Annotated in this window: 29 protein-coding genes; 16 read left to right on the top strand and 13 right to left on the bottom strand. The window is 66.2% G+C overall.

From position 1 onward, the window contains the following. Window positions 1-3 precede the first annotated feature (3 nt). Window positions 4-831, top strand: a complete 828-nt coding sequence (locus AB0M14_RS28790; RefSeq protein WP_365000197.1) for a hypothetical protein — start codon at window positions 4-6, stop codon at window positions 829-831. Between the two features lie 89 nt (window positions 832-920). Here AB0M14_RS28790 and AB0M14_RS28785 read toward each other — a convergent pair whose 3' ends face one another. Next, the gene (locus AB0M14_RS28785; RefSeq protein WP_365000196.1) at window positions 921-1409 is read right to left on the bottom strand and encodes a hypothetical protein; all 489 of its coding nucleotides are present in this window, start codon (window positions 1407-1409) and stop codon (window positions 921-923) included. 117 nt (window positions 1410-1526) lie between these two features. Between AB0M14_RS28785 and AB0M14_RS28780 the strand changes: the two genes are divergently transcribed. Next, complete coding sequence (locus AB0M14_RS28780) at window positions 1527-2498, top strand: helix-turn-helix domain-containing protein (RefSeq protein ID WP_365000194.1); 972 nt, start codon at window positions 1527-1529, stop codon at window positions 2496-2498. Window positions 2499-2573: 75 nt separating this feature from the next. Here the strand turns inward: AB0M14_RS28780 and AB0M14_RS28775 are convergent, their stop codons facing one another. Further along, window positions 2574-2846, bottom strand: a complete 273-nt coding sequence (locus tag AB0M14_RS28775; protein WP_365000192.1) for a hypothetical protein — start codon at window positions 2844-2846, stop codon at window positions 2574-2576. Window positions 2847-2859: 13 nt separating this feature from the next. Here AB0M14_RS28775 and AB0M14_RS28770 point away from each other — a divergent pair, with 13 nt between their 5' ends. Next, entirely contained in the window at window positions 2860-3300 is a 441-nt protein-coding gene (locus AB0M14_RS28770; RefSeq protein WP_365000190.1) for a hypothetical protein, read from the top strand. Window positions 3301-3331: 31 nt separating this feature from the next. Here AB0M14_RS28770 and AB0M14_RS28765 read toward each other — a convergent pair whose 3' ends face one another. Both AB0M14_RS28765 and AB0M14_RS28760 read right to left on the bottom strand, forming a co-directional pair. Next, window positions 3332-3679 carry a hypothetical protein gene (locus tag AB0M14_RS28765; protein WP_365000188.1) on the bottom strand — a complete coding sequence of 116 codons (348 nt, stop codon included), beginning with the start codon at window positions 3677-3679 and terminating at the stop codon, window positions 3332-3334. A gap of 58 nt (window positions 3680-3737) precedes the next feature. After that, the gene (locus AB0M14_RS28760; protein ID WP_365000186.1) at window positions 3738-4376 is read right to left on the bottom strand and encodes a thioesterase family protein; all 639 of its coding nucleotides are present in this window, start codon (window positions 4374-4376) and stop codon (window positions 3738-3740) included. A gap of 215 nt (window positions 4377-4591) precedes the next feature. On the opposite strand from AB0M14_RS28760, the gene AB0M14_RS28755 reads away from it, so the two are divergent. Then, window positions 4592-5485: a LysR family transcriptional regulator gene (locus AB0M14_RS28755; protein ID WP_365000510.1), complete on the top strand. Its 894-nt coding sequence runs from the start codon at window positions 4592-4594 to the stop codon at window positions 5483-5485. A 99-nt stretch (window positions 5486-5584) separates the two neighbouring features. Here the strand turns inward: AB0M14_RS28755 and AB0M14_RS28750 are convergent, their stop codons facing one another. Continuing rightward, a complete protein-coding gene (locus AB0M14_RS28750; protein ID WP_365000185.1) occupies window positions 5585-6163 on the bottom strand; it encodes a TetR family transcriptional regulator in 579 nt (192 codons plus the stop codon). 363 nt (window positions 6164-6526) lie between these two features. On the opposite strand from AB0M14_RS28750, the gene AB0M14_RS28745 reads away from it, so the two are divergent. The 5 genes from AB0M14_RS28745 (at window position 6527) to AB0M14_RS28725 (ending at window position 10532) form a co-directional block, all read left to right on the top strand. After that, window positions 6527-7978, top strand: a complete 1452-nt coding sequence (locus AB0M14_RS28745; protein ID WP_365000184.1) for an MFS transporter — start codon at window positions 6527-6529, stop codon at window positions 7976-7978. Between the two features lie 112 nt (window positions 7979-8090). After that, complete coding sequence (locus AB0M14_RS28740; RefSeq protein ID WP_365000183.1) at window positions 8091-8696, top strand: response regulator transcription factor; 606 nt, start codon at window positions 8091-8093, stop codon at window positions 8694-8696. 216 nt (window positions 8697-8912) lie between these two features. Further along, complete coding sequence (gene rpmB / locus AB0M14_RS28735; protein ID WP_365000180.1) at window positions 8913-9137, top strand: 50S ribosomal protein L28; 225 nt, start codon at window positions 8913-8915, stop codon at window positions 9135-9137. Window positions 9138-9585: 448 nt separating this feature from the next. Continuing rightward, complete coding sequence (locus AB0M14_RS28730) at window positions 9586-10089, top strand: GNAT family N-acetyltransferase (protein WP_365000179.1); 504 nt, start codon at window positions 9586-9588, stop codon at window positions 10087-10089. A gap of 29 nt (window positions 10090-10118) precedes the next feature. Further along, window positions 10119-10532 carry a VOC family protein gene (locus AB0M14_RS28725; protein WP_365000178.1) on the top strand — a complete coding sequence of 138 codons (414 nt, stop codon included), beginning with the start codon at window positions 10119-10121 and terminating at the stop codon, window positions 10530-10532. 287 nt (window positions 10533-10819) lie between these two features. Here the strand turns inward: AB0M14_RS28725 and AB0M14_RS28720 are convergent, their stop codons facing one another. Next, window positions 10820-11440, bottom strand: a complete 621-nt coding sequence (locus AB0M14_RS28720; protein WP_365000176.1) for a TetR/AcrR family transcriptional regulator — start codon at window positions 11438-11440, stop codon at window positions 10820-10822. Window positions 11441-11522: 82 nt separating this feature from the next. Here AB0M14_RS28720 and AB0M14_RS28715 point away from each other — a divergent pair, with 82 nt between their 5' ends. Together AB0M14_RS28715 and AB0M14_RS28710 are read left to right on the top strand one after the other, a co-directional pair. Next, window positions 11523-11762 (top strand): hypothetical protein, encoded by a 240-nt coding sequence (locus AB0M14_RS28715; RefSeq protein WP_365000174.1) that lies wholly within the window; start codon window positions 11523-11525, stop codon window positions 11760-11762. Continuing rightward, entirely contained in the window at window positions 11755-12681 is a 927-nt protein-coding gene (locus tag AB0M14_RS28710) for an alpha/beta hydrolase (RefSeq protein WP_365000172.1), read from the top strand. The genes AB0M14_RS28715 and AB0M14_RS28710 overlap by 8 nt, the downstream gene beginning before the upstream one ends. 603 nt (window positions 12682-13284) lie before the next feature. Here the strand turns inward: AB0M14_RS28710 and AB0M14_RS28705 are convergent. Both AB0M14_RS28705 and AB0M14_RS28700 read right to left on the bottom strand, forming a co-directional pair. Then, complete coding sequence (locus AB0M14_RS28705; protein ID WP_365000171.1) at window positions 13285-13617, bottom strand: hypothetical protein; 333 nt, start codon at window positions 13615-13617, stop codon at window positions 13285-13287. 395 nt (window positions 13618-14012) lie between these two features. Then, on the bottom strand, window positions 14013-14414 hold the full coding sequence (locus AB0M14_RS28700) for a hypothetical protein (protein ID WP_365000169.1): 402 nt from the start codon (window positions 14412-14414) through the stop codon (window positions 14013-14015). Between the two features lie 230 nt (window positions 14415-14644). Between AB0M14_RS28700 and AB0M14_RS28695 the strand changes: the two genes are divergently transcribed. After that, window positions 14645-15109: a hypothetical protein gene (locus tag AB0M14_RS28695; protein ID WP_365000168.1), complete on the top strand. Its 465-nt coding sequence runs from the start codon at window positions 14645-14647 to the stop codon at window positions 15107-15109. A 193-nt stretch (window positions 15110-15302) separates the two neighbouring features. Here the strand turns inward: AB0M14_RS28695 and AB0M14_RS28690 are convergent, their stop codons facing one another. From AB0M14_RS28690 to AB0M14_RS28675, 4 genes are all read right to left on the bottom strand, one after another. After that, window positions 15303-15713, bottom strand: coding sequence for a DUF4189 domain-containing protein (locus AB0M14_RS28690; RefSeq protein ID WP_365000166.1), 411 nt, complete (start codon window positions 15711-15713; stop codon window positions 15303-15305). A gap of 151 nt (window positions 15714-15864) precedes the next feature. After that, the gene (locus AB0M14_RS28685; protein ID WP_365000165.1) at window positions 15865-17103 is read right to left on the bottom strand and encodes an MFS transporter; all 1239 of its coding nucleotides are present in this window, start codon (window positions 17101-17103) and stop codon (window positions 15865-15867) included. 145 nt (window positions 17104-17248) lie between these two features. After that, window positions 17249-18418 carry a hypothetical protein gene (locus AB0M14_RS28680; protein ID WP_365000163.1) on the bottom strand — a complete coding sequence of 390 codons (1170 nt, stop codon included), beginning with the start codon at window positions 18416-18418 and terminating at the stop codon, window positions 17249-17251. Window positions 18419-18713: 295 nt separating this feature from the next. After that, window positions 18714-19331 carry a ribosome recycling factor gene (locus AB0M14_RS28675; RefSeq protein WP_365000162.1) on the bottom strand — a complete coding sequence of 206 codons (618 nt, stop codon included), beginning with the start codon at window positions 19329-19331 and terminating at the stop codon, window positions 18714-18716. A 232-nt stretch (window positions 19332-19563) separates the two neighbouring features. On the opposite strand from AB0M14_RS28675, the gene AB0M14_RS28670 reads away from it, so the two are divergent. The 4 genes from AB0M14_RS28670 to AB0M14_RS28655 are packed head-to-tail and all read left to right on the top strand — an operon-like array spanning window position 19564 to window position 24591. Continuing rightward, window positions 19564-20181: an NAD(P)H-dependent oxidoreductase gene (locus tag AB0M14_RS28670; protein WP_365000160.1), complete on the top strand. Its 618-nt coding sequence runs from the start codon at window positions 19564-19566 to the stop codon at window positions 20179-20181. 5 nt (window positions 20182-20186) lie between these two features. Next, window positions 20187-21647 carry a DHA2 family efflux MFS transporter permease subunit gene (locus AB0M14_RS28665; protein WP_365000158.1) on the top strand — a complete coding sequence of 487 codons (1461 nt, stop codon included), beginning with the start codon at window positions 20187-20189 and terminating at the stop codon, window positions 21645-21647. A gap of 44 nt (window positions 21648-21691) precedes the next feature. Beyond that, window positions 21692-22237, top strand: a complete 546-nt coding sequence (locus tag AB0M14_RS28660) for a MerR family transcriptional regulator (protein ID WP_365000156.1) — start codon at window positions 21692-21694, stop codon at window positions 22235-22237. Next, window positions 22234-24591, top strand: a complete 2358-nt coding sequence (locus tag AB0M14_RS28655; RefSeq protein WP_365000154.1) for a VIT domain-containing protein — start codon at window positions 22234-22236, stop codon at window positions 24589-24591. Before AB0M14_RS28660 ends, AB0M14_RS28655 begins: the two co-directional genes overlap by 4 nt. 42 nt (window positions 24592-24633) lie before the next feature. On the opposite strand, the gene AB0M14_RS28650 is transcribed toward AB0M14_RS28655, so the two are convergent. Further along, window positions 24634-25272, bottom strand: a complete 639-nt coding sequence (locus AB0M14_RS28650) for a TetR/AcrR family transcriptional regulator (protein WP_365000152.1) — start codon at window positions 25270-25272, stop codon at window positions 24634-24636. Between the last annotated feature and the right edge of the window lie 51 nt (window positions 25273-25323).

Raw genomic sequence — 25323 nt, 5'->3', positions numbered from 1 at the left:
GATATGTCGGATCGCGACGGCGCGCGGTCGGAAGCGGCGACGCGGGCATGCGGAAAATCAACGGGCATAGACCATCGCAGTGTTGGTATGCCCACGGTGCGGCGGTTCTGGATCGAATTCGATCTGGGCAACGAACCATTTTCCTGGCCAGAGCTGCGCCAAGGCGTTGGTGTGACCGGATTCGACGAGCGGGATTGCTTGTCGATGGTTGCGGATCTGTTCGACCCCGACACGGTGTTGCCTCCTGTACGCCGCATCACGGTCGACATCTCACTTGCCGAGAGACTCCCGGTGAACCCGCCCACTCTCGGAGTCCCCGTGTGGCGAGGCGTCTGGTATCCGCCCAGAAACCTTCGGACCGGGCCGGAATGGCGCCCCAGAGGTGTTGACCGAACGGTCGAACGCTCCGGTTACCCGACTCCTGTCACAGGTACATCCCCCACGTGGTGGGACGGAATCCCACATATCGAACGTCTGCTGTTGCCGCTGGTGTACATACACAATCCGAAGTTCGGTGATCGGAAGTGGGAGCACATGGCCTGGATGGAGCGCGCCGTCTTGGCCAAGGATCCGAGCTATGCGGCCATGGTGCGCGAAGCCCTCGACTACGTGATCGCGCGCCGCCCGACCCCGAGCGAATGGTACGACCCAACCAACGCCTGGTTCCATGATCAACGGCAACTGGACGAGTATTTGCGGGCATTCCGAGACTACTTGTTCGGAAATCGCTCAGAGCCGATCTCCCCTCCCAGAGACAAACGGCCTCCACTCCATGCGGGAACCGATGATGGATCGAGACACCTGGACAGCTATCCAGGCGTGACCGAATAGATCCGTTCCCTGATCCCGGCCGATCACCGCGCGCTCCTGTCGCATTGCCGGATCCCGATTTCGCACGGCGATGCGGCGAGCGGTGCGGGTCAGTGCGCGGCCTTGGGGACGAGGTCGAAATGATCGGTCTGGTACTGGAAGAGCAGGCATTCGGTGCCCGGTACACAGCCGCTCAGGTGCGGGATATCGGCGGACAGAGTGTAGAAGGAACCCGCCGGGTATTCGATCCGCTTGCCGTCGAAGACGGCGTAGAAGGTTCCGCTGAGGACCACGGTCGGCAGGTCGCTGGTGTGGGTATGAAACGGATTGTCTTTTCCGGCAGGAAATTTCACAAACGCCTCGTAGGGTCCGTTCCCGGCGAGATCGCCGCGGACATTCGCGAACCGGACGCCACCGCTATCAGGCAGTTCACGCCAGACCAGGTCGGCGGCCGGGAACGAGATGGCGGGCCCCTGCGTGGTTGTGGCCGGATTCGGTGCGGTCGTAGCGGGGGCGGCGGAGGTGGTCGTGCAGGCGGTGGCCGAGATCGCCACGGCCAGCGCCGGCAGGATGATGCGGGCGATGCGACGCGAATTCATGGGGTTCCTCTCAGGGGATGTTCGGTGTCGGCGTCAACGATCTCGTGCCCGGCGGCGACCCGACAGTGGCTCGTGTGCCTACAATCGACGGAATTGGGCCAATGAGGGGAGGCAACAGTGGATGTGATCGCCGTCGTGGCTTTCGACGGGATCAACCCGTTTCACCTGTCGGTGCCGTGCCTGGTGTTCGGCGAGGAGCAACCTTCGCCGGAGTTGCCGCCGTGCGAAATCCGGGTGTGCACCGCCGGTGCGGCGCCGATCACGACCACCGCCGGGTTCACCGTGGCCACCGGTCACGGCCTGGACGAAGTGGCGGGTGCTTCGATGGTGATCGTGCCCAGCTGGCCGGACCCGGAGCTACCGGCCCCGCCCGTCATCCTCGAGGCGATCCGCGGCGCCCACGACAATGGCGCGCGCGTCGTCGGCCTCTGCCTGGGCGCGTTCGTCGTCGCCGACACCGGCCTGCTCGCGCACCGACCGGCCGCCACCCATTGGAAGTGGGCCGATGTGTTCGCGCGCCGGTTCCCCGATGTGCTGCTGGATCGGGAATCCCTCTACGTCGACGACGGTGACATCGTCACCTCCGCCGGGACCACCGCCGCGCTCGACACCTGCCTGCATCTGCTGCGCCGTCAGCACGGCGCCGAACTCGCCAACCGGGTCGCCCGCCGCCTGGTCACCCCGCCGCATCGCGAGGGCGGGCAGGCGCAGTACATCGAACACCCCTTGCCTGCAACAGGTTCCGCGCATCCACTGACGGACACGCTGCGCTGGGCGATAGCGCATCTCGACGAAGACCTGTCGGTGGACCAGCTCGCCGCTCACGCCAGCATGAGCCGCCGAACCTTCACCCGCCGCTTTCGCGAATCCGTGGGCACCGGCGTCGCCGTGTGGGTGGCCACCCAGCGCGTAGCGATGGCCCAGCGCCTGCTCGAGACCGGCGACTACTCCATCGACCGCATCGCCGAACTGTGCGGCTTCGGCAGCGCGGTCACTATGCGCGAACAATTCTGGCGCGCCATCGGCACCACGCCGTCGGCCTACCGCAAAGCCTTCCGCGGGCCGGCGCCACTGTCCGAGATCGGCTGAATGTGCCAGGCCCGATCTACGCCGGGCAGACCGATACCTGGTGGACCGGAAGACATTACGCGCGCTGTTGCGGTATCAGTCCCAGCTTTCGGCCAGTCCCGGGAGGATGTCCGCCAGGAGCTGGGCATGAGTCGCCGCGCCGTCGGCGAGTAAGGTGATCGCCTGCGCGCGTGGGGTATTGGTGACAGCGGTGTCGATAGCGGCGTGCTGGGCGGGTGGCGTCGGTTTGCCTGAACGCTCGGCCGAGTTGTTCGAGGGTGATGGTGGGCGGTAGCCTACGGGCCGGGGGATTCGGGCAGTCGGCATGAGATGCGGAAAGCCGTCCTCGATGGCCATTTCCACTGTCACACGGGGGTTTCGAATGTCTCAGATCGACGCGATGCGGGCGGGCGTGCAGTCGCCGTACGCGAACGAGCCCGCGGTTCGGCGATTGACCCGCGTTGCCGGAATCGCCGGAATCGTTCTGGGTATAGCACTTTTGGCGTGCGCTGTCGGACTCGTGGTGTCCGGGCTGGTCAATCCGGAGTATCTGATCGTCGTCTGCGTGGTCGCGCTGTTGCCCGGGATTCCCGGCCTCAGCCTGCTCGCGGCGTCGCGGCGGATTCTGCGCGGCGAGATCAACGGAACGACCAGGGCGACCACGACGTTGGTCGCCGCGGGCGGTCTGGTCCTCCTGGGGACGGTGGGCGCCGTCATCGAAGGGCCGTGGCCCGCAAAGATTGTGATGGTCTTTCTCGCCATCGGCACTTTCACGACAGCGACCTTCGTCAACCGTGCCGATCGAGCGTTGAAGGGCCAATAACTCGACCGCCGATTACGTGATGTCAACGATTTCATAGGCCACCGGATATGGCGACCACGAAACTGACGATCGTCACAACGACCAGAAGCAGGATATACCGCAGCGGCCAAACCGATACGGGACGCTTGCGCCACCAACTCCAGACCATCAGTACCAGCACGACGATCGCACCAACCAACGTTGTGAAATTCATCAGCCCAATGCCGATGTCAACGTGGGTGCGACAACGACCCGTGCACTCGCTGGACTGACCCCCGGGAGCACCGATAAAGCCGATCATCAGCGTCGCGGTCATTCCGGCGAAACAGATCACCGCGACCAGGACCACCCCACCAACCAGGTCAGCGGCACGTCGCCACGCCCCGTTACGAAACTCCATGGCAGCAGGATAGTTCCAGGCCCAGCTCGAGGGACGTCCGAAAATGCCCTGCCCGGTGTCAGTTGGTGTGCTGCGCCGCTTCAGGTCCGTCCGGGTTCGTGTCCGCTCCAACGTCACCGGTGATCGTCTGCGGTGGAATGATCCTGCGTCCAACACCTTCGGGTTGTCCCGCTGCCGCCTGCTCGGCAACGAAATGCCGCAATCGGGAAACAAGGTCTGTGGACATCGGGGCGGTCCTTCTCGTCTCCAGGTTGACATGCAGGTCCAACTGCTCGGACACGGCTACCCGGGTGTGGTCACCGAGATTGCGTACTTCGTGGAAGAAATGCAGACGTTTGGCGTCCGCGCCGAGCAGCCAGGAATCGACTCCCAGACATGCCCCGCGGCGTACTTCTCGTTCGTAGGTCATCGCGGTTTGCACGACGACCTTGCCACACCTCGTACTCCGGACGTACTCGTCGCCGAGACCGAGGATGTCGGTGAATGCGGCATGCGCGCGATAGACGATGATTCCGTAGTACTGGGCGTTCATGTGGTCGTTGATATCAATCCACGTCGCCTCGACGTCGCATTCGAGAGTTCGCACGCCGCCACTCGGCTGATATCGCGGGTAAGTGTCGAACATCAGCGGTAAATCTGCCTGCGAACCGACGAGTGGGGTGGAAGCACTTCTTGTCCGGTGATCTTCATGATGCATGTCCCCTCCGAGATTGTTGGTGGAACTACGTCTGATGTGCGGGTCGGCGCCGGCCCCGTCGCTCCGTCCCTGGGCCGGAGGAGCGGGGCCGGTTGCCGCCCTGGGCCCGAAACGATCATCAACGACCGGCGTTGAGGCGGTCAATCCTCGGTTTACCTTGGCAATCCCCAAGATTCGGCTTTGATCCGGCACACATTACGGTGGGCTTGGTGCGGATGACCTTCGATGACCTCAGGGTGTTCGTGGCGGTGTGTCAGGCTGGAAACCTCAGTGCTGTCGCGCGCGACCTCGCACGAACCCAACCGGCGGTCAGCCAACACGTCAAACGCCTCGAACGGGCCACAGGAGTTCGTCTGCTCGAACGTGGACCCGACGGCGTGACACCCACTGCGGAAGGTCTCGTGCTGTACACGGCGGCGCGTGACGGCATCCTCGGCGTGGATTCTGCGCTACGCCAGCTGAGCGAAATGGCCCGGGGCCAAACCGGCTGCGTCCGCGTCACCACGGGAGCGACAACCATCCGTAACTTCATGTCCGACGCCGTCGTCGATTTCCGCCGACGGTATCCGCACGCCAGATTGGAGTTTCGCACAATCGTGTCCAGCCGTCGATGCTTCGAGTCCCTCTCCGAGGGCGTCGTCGATCTGGCGTGGGTGACAATCGCCGACGCGATCCCCGGCATCGAACAACGCCCCGTCATGGAATTGCCGTGGGTATTGGCTACCCGAGACGACGATCCTTTGGCGGACCGGTCTTCAATTACACCGGCCGATCTCACCGGCATACGGCACATTCAATTACCCGACAACGCAGTGTCCCGCGCCCACCTCGATACCGCGCTCAACCGACTCGGAGTCCAGTTGACGCCCGAAACCGGTGTCGCGGACTGGAATACCGCTTGCTTGCTCGCTGAGCTCGGCGTCGGGCACGCCATCGTCCCCTCGCTGCCGTATGACTCCGCAGCCGCCGCGCACCGTCCGCTTCGGTTCCAGCCGCTACCGTTCCTTGCTCCGCTGACCGTCGGATGGGCTGTCCGCCGCTGGACGACACTCAGCCCACTCGCGAAGAGCTTCGCCGACATGGTCGAAGAACAGTGCCGAAACCACTGAGACCTTCACAACGAGAACAACATCCGCCTGAGCCCGCACCGATTACCGGGCATGAACGATAAGCGGATTTACTCGCGGACTTGGGCCGACCCAGCGACCTCAAGGGAGGCAGCGTCCGAGCATGAGGCTGATCTGGGGGGCAGTGGGCGGGGCGTCGGTCGCGATGCCGCGCAGAGTAATGCCCTGAGCGGTATCGGTGAGCAGCGCCGCGGTCTCCGCATCGGTGTAATGGGCATACATCGCTCGAGTCGCCGCGGTGAACCGGTCGGCGATCGCCCGCAGCCCCGGCCGCCGGATCGCCGCCACATACAACTCGAGTTGCACCGTGGTGACCGTGCGCTCGGTGGTGAAGCAGGCGACGAGAGCGTGCGCGGTCTGCTCGATAATCCCCTCGATGGTCATGGCGGGGTCGGAGTCCGGGATCGCGGCCATGAGCGCGGCGTAGTCGGCCACACAGAGTTCGAGCGCGGCGACGAGGAGATCTTCCTTGTCCTTGTAGTGGTAGGTCGTGCCCGCGATCGGGACGTCGGCGGCCGCGGCGACGGCGCGATGAGTCAAGCCCTCGATGCCTCGTTCCCCGATGACCTCGATCGCGGCCCGGGCAATGCGCTCACGCCGGTGCGGATCGAACCTGCGGCGGCGCGCGGTCCGGGCAGGGGCCTCGACTGCTTCACTCATTCGCACCTCCCTCCGGCAACCCGACCTCCATAGGGTACATGTGTACCTAATGTGATCTGACCGATATTGAGGTGCACCGGCCGATCCTCCTGAGGTACAAATGTACCTATCAAACCGAAGGCGGACCCCCGTGGTTTCGCTCCGATCGAGTTTCGAGGTGATGACTTATCTCCCAGGCCAAGTAGCCGTTGTTCCGGCACCGACCCCTGAGCCGCGCTGCGTGCGCGCTCCGGTCGTGTCGTGGACGGCTCTTCCCGATGGCCTGGGCGTAGTCATACCTTCCCGCTGTTCCTGTGCGCAGTTGGCGTGCATGGCCCTGGCCTGCCCGTACTTCTCACCGACTGTTCAGAACAGGAGATTTTCGTGTCTTCGGAAACCCTCGACTCCGCCCGTGCTCGCGGTGGCACCGCAATCACGGGCCGAGCCCTCACCATCACGCTGATCGTGGTCCTGGTCGCCGAGCTGATGAACGCTCTCGACGGCTCGATCGTCTACACCGCGCTGCCGACCATCCAGAACGACACCGGCGCGACAAGTGCTGCGGTGCAGTGGATTCCGGCCGCCTACACACTGGTGTTCGCCCTCGGGCTGATCACCGGAGGGCGCCTCGGCGACCTCTACGGCCGCAAACGCGTCTTCCTGGCCGGCGCCGCCGCCTTCACCTCGGCCTCCCTGCTGTGCGGCCTGGCGTCCGGACCGGGGATGCTGATCGCGGCTCGCATGCTCCAGGGCGCGGGCGCGGCGGTCATGGTGCCCCAGGTGCTGGCCACGCTCTATGTCAGCTTCGACGGGGCCGCGCGCGCGAAAGCGTTCGGCCTGTACGGACTGATCATGTCGCTGGGCGGTGTGCTGGGCCCGGTCCTGGGTGGCGTGCTCACCGGCGCTGATCTGTTCGGTCTGGGCTGGCGCACGATCTTCTTGATCAACCTGCCCATCGGACTGGCCGTGGTCGCCCTCGGTATGCGGTTCATCCCGGAGTCCCGCGACACCCACGCACGGCGCCTGGATCCTCTCGGGATCTTGCTGTGCAGCTCGGGTCTGCTGCTGATCGTCTATCCGCTCACCGTGGGCGGCCAGCAGCAGTGGCCTGGGTGGAGTGTGGCGATGATGATCGCCGGGCTGGCGATGCTGGGCGGTTTCGTGGTCCAACAGCGCGCCAAGACCGCGAAGGACGATTCGCCGCTGGTGTCGCTGACGCTGTTCCGCGGCAGGGCGTTCCTCGGCGGAGTGTCGGCCCAGCTGGTCTTCGGACTGGTGTCCGGGATCTTCCTGCTGACGTGGACGCTGTTCATGCAGGACGGACTCGGACTGTCCCCGGTGCAGTTCGCACCGGGCGCGGCGGCGGTGGCCATCGGCGGTATGGGCGGTGCGATGCTGGCCTCCAAACTCGTGGTGACCCACGCACGTCGAGTTCCGCAGGCCGGCGCTTCACTTCTCGCACTGACCCTGCTCGGCTACGAGCTCCTGGTCGGTAGCCGCGGCACTGGAGTCGGCCTCGTGGCGGCGGTCGCGCCGATGCTCGCCCTGGGGTGCGGGTTCGGCATGATCGGCGCGGGTCTGGCCGCCCTGGCACTCGGCCAGGTCGATCCTGCAGACATCGGGTCGGCATCCGGTGTGTTCAACACCGCGTTGCAGGTCGGTACCGCACTCGGTGTCGCGTTGGCGTCGGTGGCCTACTTCGTGGGGGCACCCGCGGGCAGTCACGGGACCGAGGTCACCACGGCCTTCGCGGGCGCGCTCTGGTACGTCATCTGCGCGGTCGTGGCGATGTGGGCGCTGATGTTCCTGCTGCCACGCCACCAGCCCCGCAGCTGAAGGGTCAGATCGTTCCCCTCCCGCAGAGCGAGGGGAACGACGCCCCAGCCGCCGGCACCGTCGAAAACCCACGCGAACAACATCTTCGGCGATCTCCGGAATGGACAAAATCATGATCCGAGTGCTGATCGGCGGCGCACTGCGGCTGCCGCGCGAAGCGATGGCCACCGTGGTCTCGGCCATACCCGGCGTGCAGGTGGTCGCTCAGGTAGGACACGGCAGCGAGGTCGTGCCCTGCGCCGTGCGCACTACTCCGAACCTCGCCGTGCTGGACGCCGACCTTCCAGGGCTGGACGGAATCTCGGCCGCGCAGCGGCTCAAAGCGACCCTACAAAGCTGTCGTGTCGTCCTACTGACTCCACCGAATCGGCCCGATCTGCTGCGCTGCGCCCTGGCCGCCGAGGTGGAGGGATTGTTGAGCCGGGGCGCGTCACTGGAGGCGTTGACCGACACCGTGATCCGGGTCGCGCACGGTCAACGCGCAATTGAACCGCAGGCCTTCGTCGAAGTTCTGGACTCGCCGGGCAACCCGCTCGCAATCCGCGACATCGAGATGCTGCGATTGGCTTCACAAGGGCGCACGCCCGGTGAAATCGCTGCGGCACTGCACCTTTCAGCAGGCACGGTCCGCAACAACCTGGCCGCGATCAACCGCAAGATCGGCGTCCGGAACCGTATCGAGGCGATCCGCGTCGCGACCGCACACGGGTGGATCTGAAGGCTCGTGCATTGTGCACTGCCAGCCGTGCCAAACGCACGAGTTCACTGGGCCCGAGGGGCGGGGGAGCAGCTTGTCCGCGCAGGTAGTGAGCCAGATTGTGCCACACGCCGCTCTTCTAATCGTCTCGCGTGCTCGGCCGGGAGAGACGAAGACTAGTCCGTGGTGAACCACCGCTCGCATCGGTAGCGAGCGCTACGAGGAACAGGAGAGACCATGTCTGCCCATTGCGATGTGTGCGGCAAGCAGCCCAGCTTCGGTAAACGCGTCGCGCGTGCCGGGCGCCGCGCCCAGCAGCGTTACGTCAAAGGCCGCACCAGTCGCCGCTTCAACCCCAACATCCAACCGGTCCGCACCATCAAGAACGGCACCCCGATACGAATGAAGGTGTGCACCTCATGTCTGAAGAAGGGCAGCGTGCAACGACGCACGGCAACGTGAACGGCGCTGCGGGATGGTCGGCTCGCCTTTGGCAGCAGTGGCTGGCTCGCGGTCTGCTTCGGCTCCGCAGCACCGACTGGTGGCCGATCATCGCAGATTGCCGACACTCGGAACGCGACGAATTCCCCTGCCACGACTGCGGATCGGCGACTGCGCCGCTCGACGGACCCGACGAGTGGTACGTCGTGCACGACGACCTGTGGGAGCGAGCCGGTGCCCGGCCCGAGAGCATCTTGTGTATCGGCTGCCTCGAAACCCGGCTCGGGCGGCGGCTCGCACACACCGACTTCGTTCCCGCGCCCCTCAACGATCCCGGATACGGACACCACAGCTGCCGCCTGAAAGACCGGCTCGAGCACACCACTCGCCCAGACAACCGCCGCGGCGGATCGGTCCGGCTCGACACCTTTTCGAGCCGCATGGACCGCCGCCCGACCAAGAAACCATCATGACGACATCCCGATTCAACTTCCGTACGACCGTCGCGGCCGATCAGCAATTCCTGGCCGAAATGCTGATCGAGGCAGCGCACGCCTCCGGTCACGAACTGACCCTCGAGGCGCTGCCCGCCACGACCGACTCCTATCGCTACGTCGCCGACTGGGGCCAACCCAGCGACCTCGGCGTCATCGCTCACGACGACCACGGCACCCCCGCCGGAGCGGCGTGGCTGCGGCACTTCGACCGGACAATCGCCTCGCCGGCGTTCATCGACGAGCACACTCCCGAACTGACCATCGCCACCACCGCGTCTGCTCGTGGCCAGGGTTTGGGCACCGCGCTACTGCAACGACTCCAGGACACCGCCGCCCAGGCTGGTGTGCCCGCCCTGGCACTGGGTGTGCACCGCGAAAACCAACCCGCCCAACAGCTTTACCGCAACGAAGGCTGGCAGCTCCATACGATGGCCGGGGACTACAACATCCTGGTCAAACACCTCGACCGACGGTAATGAGGAGCTCGCCCCGGAAGGAGAAGATCATGCCGTTCGCCCCCTGCCTCGGTGTCAAGGACACCGCGGTGAGCAAAGCGTTCTACGAAAAACTCGGCTTCACCGTCGACAGCCAGACCGCCACCCCCGACACCGACATCCACATGCTGCTCTTCGGGGGGCAGTTCTGCGGAATGCTCTACCGCCAAGCGCAACTGGAGAGCTGGCTGCCCTCCCTCGCTGGTCAGCCGATCGGTTTCAGCGGCATGTTCTACCTCGAAGTCGACGACTTCCAATCCGTACTCGACACCTGCGCTTCGGTCACCGACATCGTGCGTGGCCCGTCGGCCGATCACACCGGAACGCGTGAGTTCTACATCGCCGACCCCGACGGGTACATCATCGGGTTCAACGAGGCAGCTTCTCGCCAGGCCAGCGACATGGTCGGCGGGTACGCGGTCTAGATCTCGGTGGCCCGACCGGATAGTGCTCTGCATCGATTCTAGAACATCTGCTCATCGGCGAAAGGCGTTCTAGCGGCGCTCTTACTGGCTGGCATCAGTTACGGCAAGTGAGCGACGATGCCGCGACCCGCGCGGTCCGGCACTGCCAGTGCGGACCGCGGAAGATCCATGGGCAGAGGTCATCTCAACATCAGTGCCGCCCTGAAATAGTCGAGCTTGGACCAACTAACCTACCGCCGAGAACGAGCGTGCCCATATGTGAACCGTCGCCGTAGGCCTGACCTTTATCACGCGCGGTGGTCGCTCGGAGGGTTCGTCCAGAGTCCGGCTGTAACCCGGCGCAGGACGGCGCGTGCCGTGTCGGCGTTCCGGCGTCCGATAAGGACCTGCAAAGTCAAACCATCGGTGAGGGCGATCAGCTCTTCGGCGACGTGGGCGGGTGTCACGCCCGGGCGGAGGCTCCCGCCTTCCTGACCCACCCGCATCAGAAGTTCGAGTAGCTCGGTCAGTCCGCGTTGCTGCTCGCACTGCGCGGCCGCTACCGCTGGGTCCACCGCCGCCTGCGCGGTAAACGCGATCCAGACGCGCGCCTCGACGAGGTTCGGGTCGTCGACGAGGAGCATGGCCTGCAGCGTCTGCTCCAGCATGGTGATGACCGACTCCGGGTCCGCGGCTGCCGCGATGAGCTTCTGGGCGCGCTCGGTCACGCGGCTGTTCACGTGGTCCTGGGCAAAGATCAGCATCTGCTGGCGGGTGCGGAAGCATCGCTGGACGGCGCCCATCGAGACACCCGCTTCCTCGGCGACGTGGCGCAGCGTGGCCGCCTCGATCCCGGCCCGTCCGATGAGTTCACAGACCGCGTCCGCGATCTGACGTCGTCGGCCCTCGTGATCCACCTGTTTCGGCACCGCGTCAGCATACCGATGCAAGTGCATCGGTTCCGTGTTACCGTTCCGATGCAAGTGCATCGGAAAAGATCGGAGAACGAACATGTCGGAATGGATCACGGCCGCGCGAACACAGTCCGGATGGTGGATCGCGGGGCTGATCCTGTTCGTGCAGGGGTTCGGCTCGGCGCTGACCGATGCCCTGTGGCAGCACAGCTTCGGTGTGGCCGCGCTGTCGCGCACCGCCGGCCTGCCCGCATGGACGGATTGGGTACTCGGGGCGTTCGGCTTCGCGCTGTTGATCGTGGCCGGGCTCCGAACCCGGGCGGTCGAACGTGCCTGAGCTTTCCCGCAGGTCACTGCTCGGCGCGGGCGTGGCGGGCGCCGGTGTCCTGGCGAGCGGGTGTGCCTCCGGCCCGGCCACCTCGCCGACGTTCGTGATCGTGCACGGCGCCAACGGGAATGGGGCCTCGTACGCTCCGCTGGTGGCCGCGTTGGCCGCGGCGGGCTACCGCGCACTGGCCGTCGACCTGCCCGGACATGGGCCGGGTGCGCACTTTCCGCTGTCCTATCAGGCGCCGCAGGATCTCTCGGCGCTGGCGAGCGCGCCGGCGCCCCTGGCGCGGATCGGACTCGACGACAATGTCGAGCATGTGGTGCGTGTCGTGCGCCGGGTCGCGGAGCATGGACCCGTTGTGCTGGTCGGTCACAGCATGGGCGGGGCGACAATCACCCGTGTGGGCAGCGAGATTCCGGATCTGATTGCGCGACTGGTCTATTTCACAGCCTTCTGCTGTGTCCGGCTGCGCAGCGTGCTCGAGTGCTTCACCGTGCCCGAGGCGACCGGGACACTGGCGGCGGCGATCCCGAGTCTCGGCGATCCGGAACGGACCGGGGTCACCCGCACCAACTGGCGCTCGGCCGATCCCGACTTTCTCGCCGCCGCCAAACTCGCGCTGGCCGAGGACTACGACGACGCCGCTTTCCGGACAGCGCTGAACGGTATGGAACCGGACGAGACCTGGGAGGTGACCGTCGGCGACGCCCGCGGCGAACCGGCGACGTGGGGGCGGATCCCGCGCAGTTACATCCGTTGTAGTCGCGATCGGATGCTGCCGCTCGCTCTCCAGGACCGGATGATCGCGGAGGCCGATGCCGCGACGCCGGGCAACGCTTTCGATGTCCACACTCTCGATGCGCCCCATCTGGGTCCGCAGGACCCGCAGCCGTTGGTCGAGATCTTGACATCGCTCGTCCGCTGAGCTGACCGCCAGCGCTATTCGAGCGCATCAGGAGGACGTGCCAGACCTCCTATTCCGCTCGGCCGATCCCGGTACGGGAAACTCGCCCGCCGGGTAGACGCCAGATCGATCACCGTTGCCTAGCGTCGATTCGGTGATCGAAAGCAGAAAGACAACGGTGCTGGCGGTAGTCGCACTGGCAGTGGTGGGATCGGCGGCATGCGCCACCACCACACCCGATGCCCCGGGAATCGCCTGGCACGATTGCCGTACCGGACCGGCCGACGTGTCGGTGCCGTCTACCTGCAGATGTTCGGCGAGCGCGTCGGGCGGGTCGTGCTCGACAGTGCTCTGGATCCCCGCGCGGCAGGACCGGACCTGACTCGCGCGACTGCGCCCGCCGGTGCGGCCGCACTGGCGGATTGGGCGCGCTGGGCCGCTGAGCATCCCGAACAGGCTGGGGTGCAACGCCGGACGCGGTCATAGCCGAAATCGAGAGCCTGCTCGACGCGATCGCCGCCGAGCCGGTGACTCTCGCCGGGAGCACGCTGACCAGCGAGCTGTTGCCCGGGCTGCGGTTGACCGTCGACGATACTCAGGACGCTCGATGTTCAACCGCACCCACTAAAGCTCTGTCGCCACATGCTCGACATGGAAGTAGCCGACAACCCGCGAGCCCTCGGTGACAACGACGACGGCTCCAGCCTCGATCCTGTACAAACCGGTGTTCCCGAATGCCAGCCATCCGGCGCTGGCCGGTGAACGCCAAGCCGAACGATCATCCACACGCAAAACCCACGACGCCAAGCCCTCCTGCAAGCCGTGTGGCGGAACGAAGGCAGTCGCTGCGTAGTCGTGCTCGGCAGGTGTCGGGGGAGGTCCCGAGCTGCGACCGCCTTGCTCTGCTGTCAGCCACACCATCACCCCACGGAACGGCAACTCGCCACGAAAACGCATGACGGCATTCTGATCTCAGAGCCCATCGATCGCAGCACCCAGGTCGGGACCGTAGCTGGCCCAGCACAGCAGGGGCTCGCCAGGCGCGGGCCGGTGCCCCATGTACCAGTCCCCGGATTCGACGCAGCGGGCAAGAAACAAGCTGGAGAAACCGATGATCACATCGATTGCCAGGGGTCGTCCGTGGTTCGGGTGGTCGGGCCTTCATAGTTCAGACCGCCGGGAACTGTTCACTTACCGGCGGCCACACCCGCTATCGCGCAGGGCTTCCGGTCACCGGCTGACTTGCAAGCGCCCTGTACTAGCCGCTGATCGCGTTGAGAAGGGCGGCCGAACAGCGGCCGACCCAATGCGATGTTCAGCCGAGAACCGCGCGCTGGATGCAAAGGATGGTGCTAGCTGCTACGAAGCGCTTTGAGATTGCGCAGTGCCAGCGCCGCGTTGTCGGACAAGGTGATTCCCGAGGACTCGACCTGTGCCACGACAGCAAGCTCGCCACCGGCGTCCAGCTCGTTCAGCTTGTAGGCCATGTAGTCGGCATCCGGATCGTCGCGGCGACGGCCCAGGACTTCGAGGACGGCGAGGATTCCGTTGACTCCGCCCCTGCGGGCGAGAACCTCGGCCGCATCGACTTCCATCGTCACGATGTCGTCGTCCAGCATCTCTGTCAGGCGGTTGAATGCGCGGGAGTCATCGATGAACTCGCCGAGTTCGGGTATAGCGTTCACGCGTGTCATGCCGTCTCGGCTCTGGGATCGAGCGAGGATGTCGCCCAAACGGTAATCGACGGGGTTCATCAAGGAATCTCCTCCGGTGTGGCCGGCCGCACACTGTCGCTGTTGGTTCGGGCAAATACTTCACCCGTTTTCGGGTTCACGTTCTTCTGCACTTCCACTACCCGTCCGGGAAATCCAGGGAACCTCAGTTGCTGGTTGGCTTGTGTCCCAACGCTATTAGTGGGATCGAAGGTGCGCCCGCTGTCGCCGGGCAGCCAGCATTTCCAGAGGGTCACGTCTACCGTGGTCGGATGGCTGAACAGTACCTCTCCGCTTACGCGGTCGACGCGCGAGATCTAGACGACTCCCTCGGCTCAGACCACGATCCGCTCGGGCGAGCTTTGGAGGCGGGCACGTCGCTGGGTGGCGCGACCCTTCCGGGCCGCGGCTGGGATGTCTTGGATCGCGCGTTCGACGCCTGGAATCTTCCGATTCTCGCCGAAACATGGCGACGCCCCTGGCCGTTTCCACCATTCGGCGACGCGGACCCTTGGCCGTTTCCGATGCGAGCTTCGCGGGCTCAGCTCGATGCCATCTCCCGAGAGCTGGCCGATTTCGATTCCGAGCGAATTCACGAGAATTACGACCTGCTCCCCTCCGGAGACGATGACGCCGACGAGGTCGCCTGGCTGCTCGAAGACCGCCTGACCAGCTGGGTCACCAGAGTCCTAGAACTCGGGACCGAGCTGCTGATCGTCCGGGACGGCGGCCGATAGAAATTTCAGCGGTGCAGTTCCGCAATGTTCTGCGGGCCAGCACCTTGGAGTCATGATCGCCGACCACGATCATCTGCTCTGGTCCCGTCGAACGATTCGGCGTGCGCCGCTCCCGGCCAATTGGGTTCGAGCGCACCATCGATTGCCAACAACCATCACATCTGCACATGCCGAGGACCGTGCTGGAACTAGATCATGGCTGGGTGCAGGCATGCTCGCGGTTGAACGAGCCGACGCTTCCGGTGCCGGTGGGGAGGTTGCGGGTGGCGTCTGCGTAGGCATCTCCCGGGGTAGCTCCTTTACCGAAGCCCACAATCGGGAACCCGGCGATGATCGCGAGCGGACTCGTCACGATTGCACCGCAGCCGTTCGCGAATGTCACCATCATCCGGCAGTCGATGATGCCTTGACCCTTGCACGCTCGATCGGCGGCTCGGATGGCGTCGGCTTCCGTCGGGTGGTTGACCGAGAACGCGTAGACGTTGCCCCACACGCTGAGGGAAGCGGCGCCCCAGTTGACCGGGTCGGCGGTGGCGGTCGGTGCCGCGAGTACGGCGGCGGCGCTCACCGAGAGCGCGGCGGCCGCAAAGGATTTGTTGAACATGTGGCGTGCTTCCTCTGCGCGCCGACCAAAGTGCGGCGATCGGATGGAAGATACCGCAGCGCAGGGGCGCCGCCGGTGCGGCCGCGAGAGCTCCGCACCCTGACGCTTCCGGCTGGGTGCGGAGTGGCTTCCGCTTACGCCTAGATCCGCGTCACGATGCCGACAGCTCGGCCGACGGATTCAGCTGGGAGGCTGCTGGATCACCACGGTCGGAACGGTTTTCGAGCACGATCAGAGGGACGGACGCCAGCGCCAGACCGACCCCGATCCACGGGATGACCGTGATCGACGCGCCCGCGCCCAAGGCGAGACCGGCGAGCAGCGGGACGAGACTGATGCCGAGCTGGAAAGCCGAGACTGTAGTGGCGCCCGCGAGTGTCGGGGCCGCGCCCGCGAGAGCGAAGACTCGGCCGTAGATCGCGGGGTTCAGGACGAATCCGGCGACACCGAGCAGCAGGACGAGGGGCGCGACGACCAGTGCGGTGCCGGCTCCGGCGGCGAGGAGTACGGAGGCCGCGCCGATGCCGGTGGCCCCGAGGAGCATGGCGCGGTGCGGCAGACGATCGGAGATCCGCCCGCCGATCGCCAAGCCGATATACGCGCCCACTCCGAACAGAACCAGCACCGGCGCCACCCAGATCTCCGCGATTCCGGTGACCGTGATGAGAAGCTCGGCAAGGTAATTGAAGGTGACCATATAGGCGGCGGTGCTCAGCAGGGTGATCGCGTAGACGAGCCACAGCCGGCTGTTTCGCAGTGCGGCGAGCTCGGTGCCGACATCGATGTTCGGCGCCGCGGAGGTCGGCGGCAAAGTCAGTCCGACCGCGATCGCCGCACCGAGGGTCAGCGCGATCACCAACCAGAATCCGCCCTGCCAGCCCGCCCGGTAACCGATCAGCGTGCCCACGGGCCCACCCAGAATCATCGCCAGGCCCAGCCCGCTCACCACCACACCCGACGCTCGCGCCGCGCGGTCCGGCGGCACCAGCCCGACCGCGGTCGATGCCGCGACCGCGAAGAATCCGGCATACGCGAGACCGGCGGCGAACCGCGAAATCAACAGCGCCGGATAGCTTCCGACGATCAACCCGATCCCGATACAGCCCGCGAACGCCACCTGCGTCACGACCAGCGCGGTGCGCCGCGGCCAGCGGAGACTGAGAATCGCGAACGGCGGACCGCCCACCACGACACCGATCGCGAAGCTCGTAATCAGCCCGCCCACCGCGGCAATGCTGACATCGATATCGGCGGCGACCACCGGCAGCACGCCCGCCAGCAGAAACTCCGCACTACCCATGGCGAAAAGGCCGAACGCCAGCAGATACACACTGACCGGCAGGAACCTCTTCGGCGCGCTGGCAGGCGCGCCGGACCCGTTGACACTCATCGGATTTCACTGACCTTCGCTCGAACTGACGTGGAGATCCGAGCGTGCGCGATCCGATCGGACGGTCGCAATTACTGGTGCCGAAACTGGAACAGACCGCAGCGCGTCGGCGGTGTGCGATGCGGTCCAGCAATCTGGGGGCTACTCACCTGGCGGGCTCTTTGTCGCCGGTCAACCGGTCCTCGTGGGCGAGGACGCGCACGATCTGGGCGGCCTCGGCGCGAGTTGTGCGCCGTGCCGGCGTGGGTTGCCGTCCGGGTTGGGCTGTGTCCATGGACAACTCGGGTTCGCCCCCGTCGCTGTGCCAGATGAGCTGGACGCAGCCACCTGAACGACCAGTGAAATGCAGTGAGTGCCCGGCGTGCGCCTCCATCTTCTCGATCCAGAGCAGTGCGGAATCGAGCGTCGTGCGCCAAGGTTCGGTGTCGTCGCGATAGCGGTTGCGGATGCGTGTGTCGAGCATCGGAGTGGCGGGCCGCCGCGCTGCGGCCGCGAGCGTCGCGGGATCGAATTCTCCGGTGTGGAACAGCGTGCTGAAGAGTTCCCAGCCCGACTCGATCGGTGCGTCGACCGCCATGGGCTGGTCGTCTCCGGGGAGTCGCAGGGTGCCTAGGAGACGGTCGAATCCGCGGCGCAGGCGAAGCTCCTGACCGTGCACACCGTGGACGGAGATCTCCTCGGGTCCGTGGAACATCTCGGGCAGGTCCCGCTCGAACAGCTCTTGTGCCGGTTTCGCCACAGGTTTGCTCATATTTCGGGCTTTTCTGGTGGGGCGATAGAGGCCGCCGGGGTTATGGTCCAGTCGCAGCACACGCGCCGCGGGCACCGGAGCACGGGACCAATCCTTTTCGTCGATGCCGAGGTTCTTGCCGAAGATGCGCCCGCGCACGAACGCATCGATGTCGGCTCCGTCATCGACCTCGGAGCTGTGCACCGGCACGACCTGCAAGCCGCAGTCGGCGAATTCGGGTTTGCGGTCGAAGAATCCGGTATAGCCGGGACCGAACAGCGCGGCCCGATCCAATGCGACGCCGGGTACGTCGAGTGGGCGCAGATGCACCGTGGAACCCAGATCGTCCGCGTCCACCAGGTCATCCACGGCATCCAACAGTGCCGAGGCGAGGTCCTCGCGATAGCTCGGTCCCGCAAGCAGCGCGGTGACCCGCCCGTTGCGGATGCGGTAGACAAACGTCTTCTCCGCACCGAAGCCGAGGTTCTCGATCAATACCTCATGCCGCCCGATTCGGGCTGGAGTGAACGGAACATTGTGGCGCCCACGCTGAATCGCGTCCGCGAGTGTCGATAACTGAGCCATCGGTGCAGCGTACTTTCGACTCGCGAACCGTCCACCGTGCCGACAGGACGAACGAACACATGCGGGTGGGCAGCCGATTACGGAATATGCCACGGCACAATGCCGCCTGAGACTTCCCGGATTCGGGTAACCAGCGCGCGTACGAAAGGCTCTTCGTGGACCGGTAGTCCATCATCGCGACGGCTCTGTGCGTTCATCTCCAGGAACAGGCAGGTACGCAACAGATTCAGATCGCTGGGTAGGTCGCCGACCGTATTCCATGATCGCTGTGCATGCTGGACCGCCCGGCCGAGTTCTATCGGGTCGTCGTCGAAGGCGGCATAGGCGTCGTAGGTGCGGGCGAACTGGAAAGGTCTGAGGCTGTGGTGTCATTCGGTGGCACGGGATACTGCCCTGTCGCCATGGCCTTGTGCAAGGTCGCTGTGCTCTCGATGCTCCTGAGAGCTTGATCGGTGAACTCTTCGATTGCGGAGCGGGTGCGCCGTGCTTCGTCCTCGCTGAAGGTCCCGTCGGCCAGGTGAGTGCGGCACTGGTCGGTGAGGGCGCGGTGCACGTCGCGGACCAGGGCACGCGCAGTTTCGGCCTGTTCGTCGATCGCGGGGATCAGTTCTTGCGGGTTCTGCTGTAGCGCGGCGACTCTGATGATCTTCCCCCGGACACGCACGTGGAATCCGGCCTGGACGATGGCCTGCCGAACCGCGTCGGTGTTCACGCCGTCGAAGGCTGCGACCAAGGATGTCGAGCCTTGGGTGTTCACGTGTGCCACCTTGGGCAGCAGTACTTTCGACCCGAGGTGATCCACCAGGATGTCGTCGAGAGGGCCTGTGCCCAGCAATTCCGCCATCGCGTTCGAAAACGCGTTGGCGGGCTCGATCGTGCGTAGGACGGCATCTTTGTGCACATTGTTCAGCATCTGTGACCTCGCGACCTCGGCATGGGGACAGGTTGGTGGCGAGTGACGCTGTTCCCCATGATCTTTCACCCGCCCGACAGCAGCGTAGCGCGAGGAGCTCACGCGAACCGAGAGGTATCGACCGCACGCAAATGATGTCGCCTCGATCACAGGGGATTGACCCCAAGATTGGTTGAGGTTGGAGGCTGTGGGCAGCACCGACACGGGTGCGATCGTCCAGAAGAGGGGCCTCATGAGCAACTGGCACGTCAATACCGAAGGGCCGCAGGGCAGTCGGGTCGCGGCTCCGCTGCGGGTCGCGGTCGTCGTGGGTAGCACCCGGGAAGGCCGGTTCGGCACGACCATCGCGGACTGGTTCGTCGGTCAGCTGCGGCGCCACGACACTCTCGAGGTCGAGGTTGTCGATACTCGGGAGGTTGCGCTGCCGCACGCTTTCGGTGCGGTCACCGATCACGTGTCACGGGGGGAGGCCTCCGAAAAACTCTCTCGCGCTGATGCTTTCGTGGTGATCACGCCCGAGTACAACCACAGCTACCCTGGTGCGCTGAAGAACCTGATCGACGAGCATCACGTCGAATGGCAGGCCAAGCCAGTGGGTTTCGTCTCCTACGGCGGCATCTCCGGGGGTCTGCGCGCGGTGGAGCACCTGCGGCCGGTGTTCGCCGAACTGCACGCGGTCACCATCCGCGACACCGTCAGCTTCGCGAACCCGTGGCGCCGCTTCGACGACGCGGGGGAGCTGGCCGAACCGACCGACGCGGTCACGGCGACCAAGGCTCTGCTGAAGCAATTGACCTGGTGGGGTGAGGCATTGCGCACCGCGCGTGCGGCCAACCCGTACGGGGCGTGAGGGCCGTGACCACTACCGCAACGGGCCCCGTGTCGCCGGTCGCGGCCCGCGACCCGATGACGATCGTGCTGGTGCTGGTACTCGGCACGATCATGGCGACGCTGGATCAGACCATCGTCAATGTTTCGATCAATACCCTGTCCGCTCAGTTCGACGCGGGCCTGAACACCATCCAGTGGGTGGCGACCGGCTATTCGCTGGCGCTCGGCGCCGTGGTGCCGACCTCGGCGTGGCTGGTCGGCCGGTTCGGCGCCAAGCGGCTGTATCTGACCGCGGTCGCCGCCTTCGCGGTCGGCTCGATGCTGGCCGGGCTGGCCTGGAACATCGAGTCGCTCATCGCTTTCCGGGTCGTGCAGGGCGCCAGCGGCGGGCTGCTGATGCCGGTCGCGATGACGATCCTGCTGCGGGCCGCCGGCCCGGATCGGCTCGGACGGCTGATGAGCACGCTCGGTCTGGCTATTCTGGTCGGCCCACTACTCGGGCCCGTGATCGGCGGCTACCTGATCGACGCGGTGTCGTGGCGGTGGATGTTCTTCATCAATCTGCCGATGGGTGCGCTGGTGCTGTTCCTGGCCGCCCGGATCGTGCCCGACGATCTGCCGGAACCGCGGCACGCGCTCGACCTGCCCGGACTCCTGCTGATGTCGCCCGGCTTGGCCCTGCTGATCTACGGAGTGACAGCGGCGGGCGAGCAGGCCGGATTCGCCTCGCCCGCCGTGCTGGTCCCGCTGCTGGCCGGAGCCGGGCTCATCGCCGTGTTCGTGCGCCGGTCGCTTACCATCGCGCAGCCGCTGCTGAATCTGCGGGTGCTCGGCAACCGGATCAGCGGCACTTCTGCGCTGCTCCTGGGCCTGTTCGCCAGCGGATACTTCGGTTCGATGCTGTTGCTGCCCTTGTACTTTCAGGTGGTGCGTGGCGAATCGGCGCTGGTGGCAGGTGCATTGGGCATACCGTTCGCGTTGGCCTCTGGTTTGACCATGCAGGTGGCGGGCCGGTTGATCGATCGGATTCCGCCCGGCCGCTACCTACCGGTGTCGATCACGGTGGCACTCACCGGTTTCGTGCTGTTCATCGTCCAGCTGGACGCGGACGCGCCGTACTGGGCGCTCGGCGCGAGCATGCTGCTCATGGGCGCCGGTGGCGGCGGCACCATGATGCCGGTCATGACCACCGCGACCCGGTCGCTGAGCCGAGCCGATCAGCCGGCGGGCTCGACGGTGCTGAACATGATCAGCACCACCGCCCTGGCGGTCGGCACCGCGGTGTCCTCGGTCACCCTGGGCGCACTGCTCCCCGTGGCCGGCGGACTGCAGGAACTGCACGGCATGGCGCCGGAGCAGCGCGCCGCGATCGCTCCCGCGCTGGCCGAGGCGTTCCAGCACACCTACTTGATCGCTCCGGTCGTGATCGCGCTCGCGTTGATTCCGGCCTTGCTGCTACCGCGCCGGTCCGGGGCGGTGCGGTAGCAGCACTCATTGACACTGTCACATCTGTATGTGACAGTGTCATTATGCAGTGGACGATCGCGGAACTGGCCTCGGAAGCTGCCGCAGCGGTGGAACGCCTCGGAATCGAGGCGCCCAATGGCAAAGTCGGGGAGGTACCAGATGTGCGCATGCTGCGCTATTACGGTTCGCTGGGGTTGCTGGACCGGCCCGCCGAAGTCCGTGGGCGGACCGCCTACTACGAGCGGCGCCATCTCCTGCAGGTGATCGCGGTCAAGCGATTGCAGGCCGAAGGTGCCACGCTTGCCGAAGCGCAGCGCCGCCTCACCGGCCGGGTCGACACCGAGCTCGAGGCGATCGCCCGGCTCGATGATGGCAAGCGGCGCAAGCGGTTCTGGGCCGCCGAGCCGGCCCTGGACGGCGCTCCGCCCGCGCCCTCGCCCGCGATGGTGTCGGTCGGAGTACCGCTCGCGCCGGGTTGCACCGTCCTCTTCACACCAGCCCGCCCGCTCGACGAAGCGGATATCGCCGCCCTCCAGGACGCGGGGCGAGAACTTCTCGCGACCCTCGCCCGTCGCGGGCTCAGCACCTCAGAACGGAACTCGTCATGACCAGCATCCCGACCATTCCCGACCAAGAACTCGCCCGCATCGGCGGACCACGCGAAGCAGACGAACTCGTCACCGGCGTACTACGCCGAACCGATGCTGACCGAACCGGATTGCCGCTCGTGGCGATGGAGGTGAGCGCGACGGTCACCGGCCTCGTCGCCACCACGACTGTCCGCCAGGTCTTCCGCAATACGCTCGGCACCGGCATCGAAGCCGTCTACATCTTCCCGCTGCCCGACCGCGCCGCCGTCACCTCCTTCGTCGCGGACTTGGCGGGCAGGCGCGTCGAAGGTGTCCTGCGGGAACGGCAAGCCGCCCGCGACACCTACGACCAGGCCGTGGCCGAAGGCCATCGCGCGGCTCTCGCCGAAGAAGATCGCCCCGGCGTCTTCACCACCACCGTCGGCAACCTGCAACCGGGGGAGGAGGCGACCCTCACCCTGGTGCTGACCGGCCCACTGCCCGTCGACGCGGGGGCGGCGACACTGCGCTTCCCCCTGGTGGTTCCGCCTCGCTACATCCCCGGCCGGCCCCTCGACGGACCACAGGCCGGCGTGGGCACCGCGCTCGACACCGACGCGGTACCGGACGCCAGCCGCATCACCCCGCCGGTCCTGTTCCCCGGGCAGCCCTCGCCCGTCGAACTCTCGCTGACCGCCACCATCGATCCCGCCGGACTCGGCCCGGTGCAGGTCCGGTCGAGTCTGCATGCCGTCGCCGAGCAGACTCACAACGGCACCACCACGGTGCGCCTGCATCCCGGCGAACGCCTTAATCGCGATGTCGTGCTTCGTCTTTCGTTTGGGGCGGGCTCGGCGTTCGCCAGCACCGCGGTCCGCGCCGAGGAGACGGTGCAAGTCACCCTGGTTCCGCCGATGAATCTCACCGGGTCCAGCCGCAGCCGCGACGTAGTCGTGGTGCTCGACCGGTCGGGTTCCATGAGCGGCTGGAAGATGGTCGCCGCCCGCCGTGCCGCCTGCCGTATCGTCGACTCCCTCACCGACCGGGATCGTTTCGCGGTCCTCGCCTTCGACCACCTCATCGAACGACCCTCCGGAATCGACAGCGGGCTCGTCGACGCGCTGGACCGGCACCGTTTCGCAGCCGTGCGCTGGCTTTCCGGGCTCGAGTCCCGTGGCGGCACCGAACTGGCCGCACCACTCGCCGAAGCGGCGGATATCCTGCGCGAAGACCAGGGCCGTGACCGTGTGCTGGTCCTGGTCACCGACGGCCAAGTCGGCGACGAGGATCGCCTGCTCCAGCGAATCACGCCACAGCTCAACAGAACCCGGATCTTCACCCTCGGGATCGACCGGGCCGTGAACGCGGGCTTCCTGCAGCGCCTCGCCGCGATCGGAGTAGGCCGGTGCGCGCTCGTCGAGACCGAGGATCGTCTCGACGAGGTCCTCACCGACATTCATCGGCGCATCGCCCCGCCGGTTCTCACCGACGTCGTCGTGGAGGTCGACGGGCGTCCCGTGGCCGAGCCGGCGCCTGTTCGTAGCGATGTGTTCGAGGGCGTGCCCGTCGTCCTGGGTGGACGCGCCGCCGGCGAATTCGATTCCGTCGTGGTGCGAGCCCGCACCGCGGCCGGGGCGGACTGGTCCACCACGCTGCCGCTCGCACGCAGTACCGACAAGGCGGTGCGCGCGGTGTGGGCGCGGGCCCGAATCCGCGATCTGGAGGACGCTTTCGCCGCTCGCACCGGTGTGGTCGAGGCTGCGGAAATCGTCGACTTCTCCTTGAAATCAGGTGTCCTGAGCAGGTTTACGGCCTTCGTCGCGGTCGATTCCAGCCGGACGGTCACCGGTGAACACCACACGGTGGTGCAACCGGTCGAACCCGCCGACGGATGGGAGATGGCGGGCCCGCCGCCTGGAGGTCCGGCGGGCGCGGCCTACGCCTCCGCGCCATTGCCGATGGCGTACCCCGCGGCGCCACGGCCCGTAGCCGCAGGCTTCAGGCCGCCCGAGCCGGGCTCCCTGCCGCCCGCACCGGGCTCCGCACCGATGCCGCCCGCATCGGGCTCCGCACCGATGCGGCCCGCGGGCGCGGCACCGAAGCGCGCGCCGCTGGCACGTTCGAGGCGAACCGCCGGTGTCCCCGATGTCCTCGCCGCGTTCACCGAACGCCTCCGCGCCGCACTTGCCCGGCCCGACGCGACCACGGGCAACGAACTGGCCGACGAACTCGAATCAGTAGGCGCCGCACCGGAGTTGATCGAAGCACTGCGCCGACTCGCCGCAGCACTGATCTCCGGTAACACCGCCGTAGCCGACGAAGCGATCGCCGATATCCGCCGCATCCACCCCGAATTGACGCAGAAGCCTCGCCGCCAAGGGTTCTGGCGCTGAACTGAAACTCTGCGCCCACGCACCTGTCCGCCGGCCCGGTGATCACGATCGGCGGGAGCTCGCTCGCTCTCCTGGGTGATCGCCGGTCGCGACGAAGGTAGCGACGTACGTGGCGGTGAGCTGTTCGGTCAGTCGCCTTTTCGACCACCGTCGTTGGTGAGCGAGGCGGTCGAGTAGGTCGAGCGACATGAGCGCCCACAGTAGGTCGGTCGCGGTGTCGACGGAATGGTGTGGGGCGAGCATCCCCTCCCGCGCCAGTCGTTCGATGACGCGGCGGCTGCCCTTGAGCCAGTTCCCCTGGGTCGTCCGCCACAACGCTGCCGCATCCGGGTCGGTGTGCTGGGCTTGCTCCACGGCGCGTAACACCGCCAGGATGCGCAGGTGTGATCGCACCAGGTGGGCGACCCATTCCCGGAGACCCGACACGGCGTCAGGGGTGTCCCACACCGCCTGGAGCGATACCGCGAGGTCCTCGGTCTCGCCAAGGCTGCGGTAGAGCGCCGTGACGAGGTCGGTCCGCGTTGCGAAATGCAGGTAGACGGCTCGGCGGGTGACGCCTGCGCGCTCGGCGACTGCTGCCATGGTCAACGCGGGCAGGCCGTCGGTCTCGATGATGTCGCGGGTCGCCGCCAACAGGGCGCCGACCGTGCGGTGGCCTCTGGCGTTCTGCGGTTCGGTCACGTCCGTCTCCCGTGTTCCGTGCGATGTGGACTGAGCTCGTGCGGGATATGC

This window comes from Nocardia sp. NPDC051832, from assembly GCF_040681285.1.
Taxonomy (GTDB): domain Bacteria; phylum Actinomycetota; class Actinomycetes; order Mycobacteriales; family Mycobacteriaceae; genus Nocardia.
Note: the sequence above shows the minus strand (reverse complement) of the source record. Positions and strands in the feature narration are given on the sequence as shown.

What these genes read in the sequence shown, in the direction of transcription:
- AB0M14_RS28750 (WP_365000185.1), bottom strand. Translation starts at nt 6,163, where the DNA reads ATGAGTGAAGCAGTCGAGGCCCCTGCCCGGACCGCGCGCCGCCGCAGG.
- AB0M14_RS28690 (WP_365000166.1), bottom strand. Translation starts at nt 15,713, where the DNA reads ATGTTCAACAAATCCTTTGCGGCCGCCGCGCTCTCGGTGAGCGCCGCC.
- AB0M14_RS28670 (WP_365000160.1), top strand. Translation starts at nt 19,564, where the DNA reads ATGAGCAACTGGCACGTCAATACCGAAGGGCCGCAGGGCAGTCGGGTC.
- AB0M14_RS28700 (WP_365000169.1), bottom strand. Translation starts at nt 14,414, where the DNA reads ATGAACCCCGTCGATTACCGTTTGGGCGACATCCTCGCTCGATCCCAG.
- AB0M14_RS28715 (WP_365000174.1), top strand. Translation starts at nt 11,523, where the DNA reads ATGTCGGAATGGATCACGGCCGCGCGAACACAGTCCGGATGGTGGATC.
- AB0M14_RS28655 (WP_365000154.1), top strand. Translation starts at nt 22,234, where the DNA reads ATGACCAGCATCCCGACCATTCCCGACCAAGAACTCGCCCGCATCGGC.
- AB0M14_RS28790 (WP_365000197.1), top strand. Translation starts at nt 4, where the DNA reads ATGTCGGATCGCGACGGCGCGCGGTCGGAAGCGGCGACGCGGGCATGC.
- AB0M14_RS28660 (WP_365000156.1), top strand. Translation starts at nt 21,692, where the DNA reads ATGCAGTGGACGATCGCGGAACTGGCCTCGGAAGCTGCCGCAGCGGTG.
- AB0M14_RS28680 (WP_365000163.1), bottom strand. Translation starts at nt 18,418, where the DNA reads ATGGCTCAGTTATCGACACTCGCGGACGCGATTCAGCGTGGGCGCCAC.
- AB0M14_RS28760 (WP_365000186.1), bottom strand. Translation starts at nt 4,376, where the DNA reads ATGCATCATGAAGATCACCGGACAAGAAGTGCTTCCACCCCACTCGTC.
- AB0M14_RS28675 (WP_365000162.1), bottom strand. Translation starts at nt 19,331, where the DNA reads ATGCTGAACAATGTGCACAAAGATGCCGTCCTACGCACGATCGAGCCC.
- rpmB (WP_365000180.1), top strand. Translation starts at nt 8,913, where the DNA reads ATGTCTGCCCATTGCGATGTGTGCGGCAAGCAGCCCAGCTTCGGTAAA.
- AB0M14_RS28765 (WP_365000188.1), bottom strand. Translation starts at nt 3,679, where the DNA reads ATGGAGTTTCGTAACGGGGCGTGGCGACGTGCCGCTGACCTGGTTGGT.
- AB0M14_RS28705 (WP_365000171.1), bottom strand. Translation starts at nt 13,617, where the DNA reads ATGCGTTTTCGTGGCGAGTTGCCGTTCCGTGGGGTGATGGTGTGGCTG.
- AB0M14_RS28785 (WP_365000196.1), bottom strand. Translation starts at nt 1,409, where the DNA reads ATGAATTCGCGTCGCATCGCCCGCATCATCCTGCCGGCGCTGGCCGTG.
- AB0M14_RS28755 (WP_365000510.1), top strand. Translation starts at nt 4,592, where the DNA reads ATGACCTTCGATGACCTCAGGGTGTTCGTGGCGGTGTGTCAGGCTGGA.
- AB0M14_RS28685 (WP_365000165.1), bottom strand. Translation starts at nt 17,103, where the DNA reads ATGAGTGTCAACGGGTCCGGCGCGCCTGCCAGCGCGCCGAAGAGGTTC.
- AB0M14_RS28740 (WP_365000183.1), top strand. Translation starts at nt 8,091, where the DNA reads ATGATCCGAGTGCTGATCGGCGGCGCACTGCGGCTGCCGCGCGAAGCG.
- AB0M14_RS28770 (WP_365000190.1), top strand. Translation starts at nt 2,860, where the DNA reads ATGTCTCAGATCGACGCGATGCGGGCGGGCGTGCAGTCGCCGTACGCG.
- AB0M14_RS28730 (WP_365000179.1), top strand. Translation starts at nt 9,586, where the DNA reads ATGACGACATCCCGATTCAACTTCCGTACGACCGTCGCGGCCGATCAG.
- AB0M14_RS28725 (WP_365000178.1), top strand. Translation starts at nt 10,119, where the DNA reads ATGCCGTTCGCCCCCTGCCTCGGTGTCAAGGACACCGCGGTGAGCAAA.
- AB0M14_RS28695 (WP_365000168.1), top strand. Translation starts at nt 14,645, where the DNA reads ATGGCTGAACAGTACCTCTCCGCTTACGCGGTCGACGCGCGAGATCTA.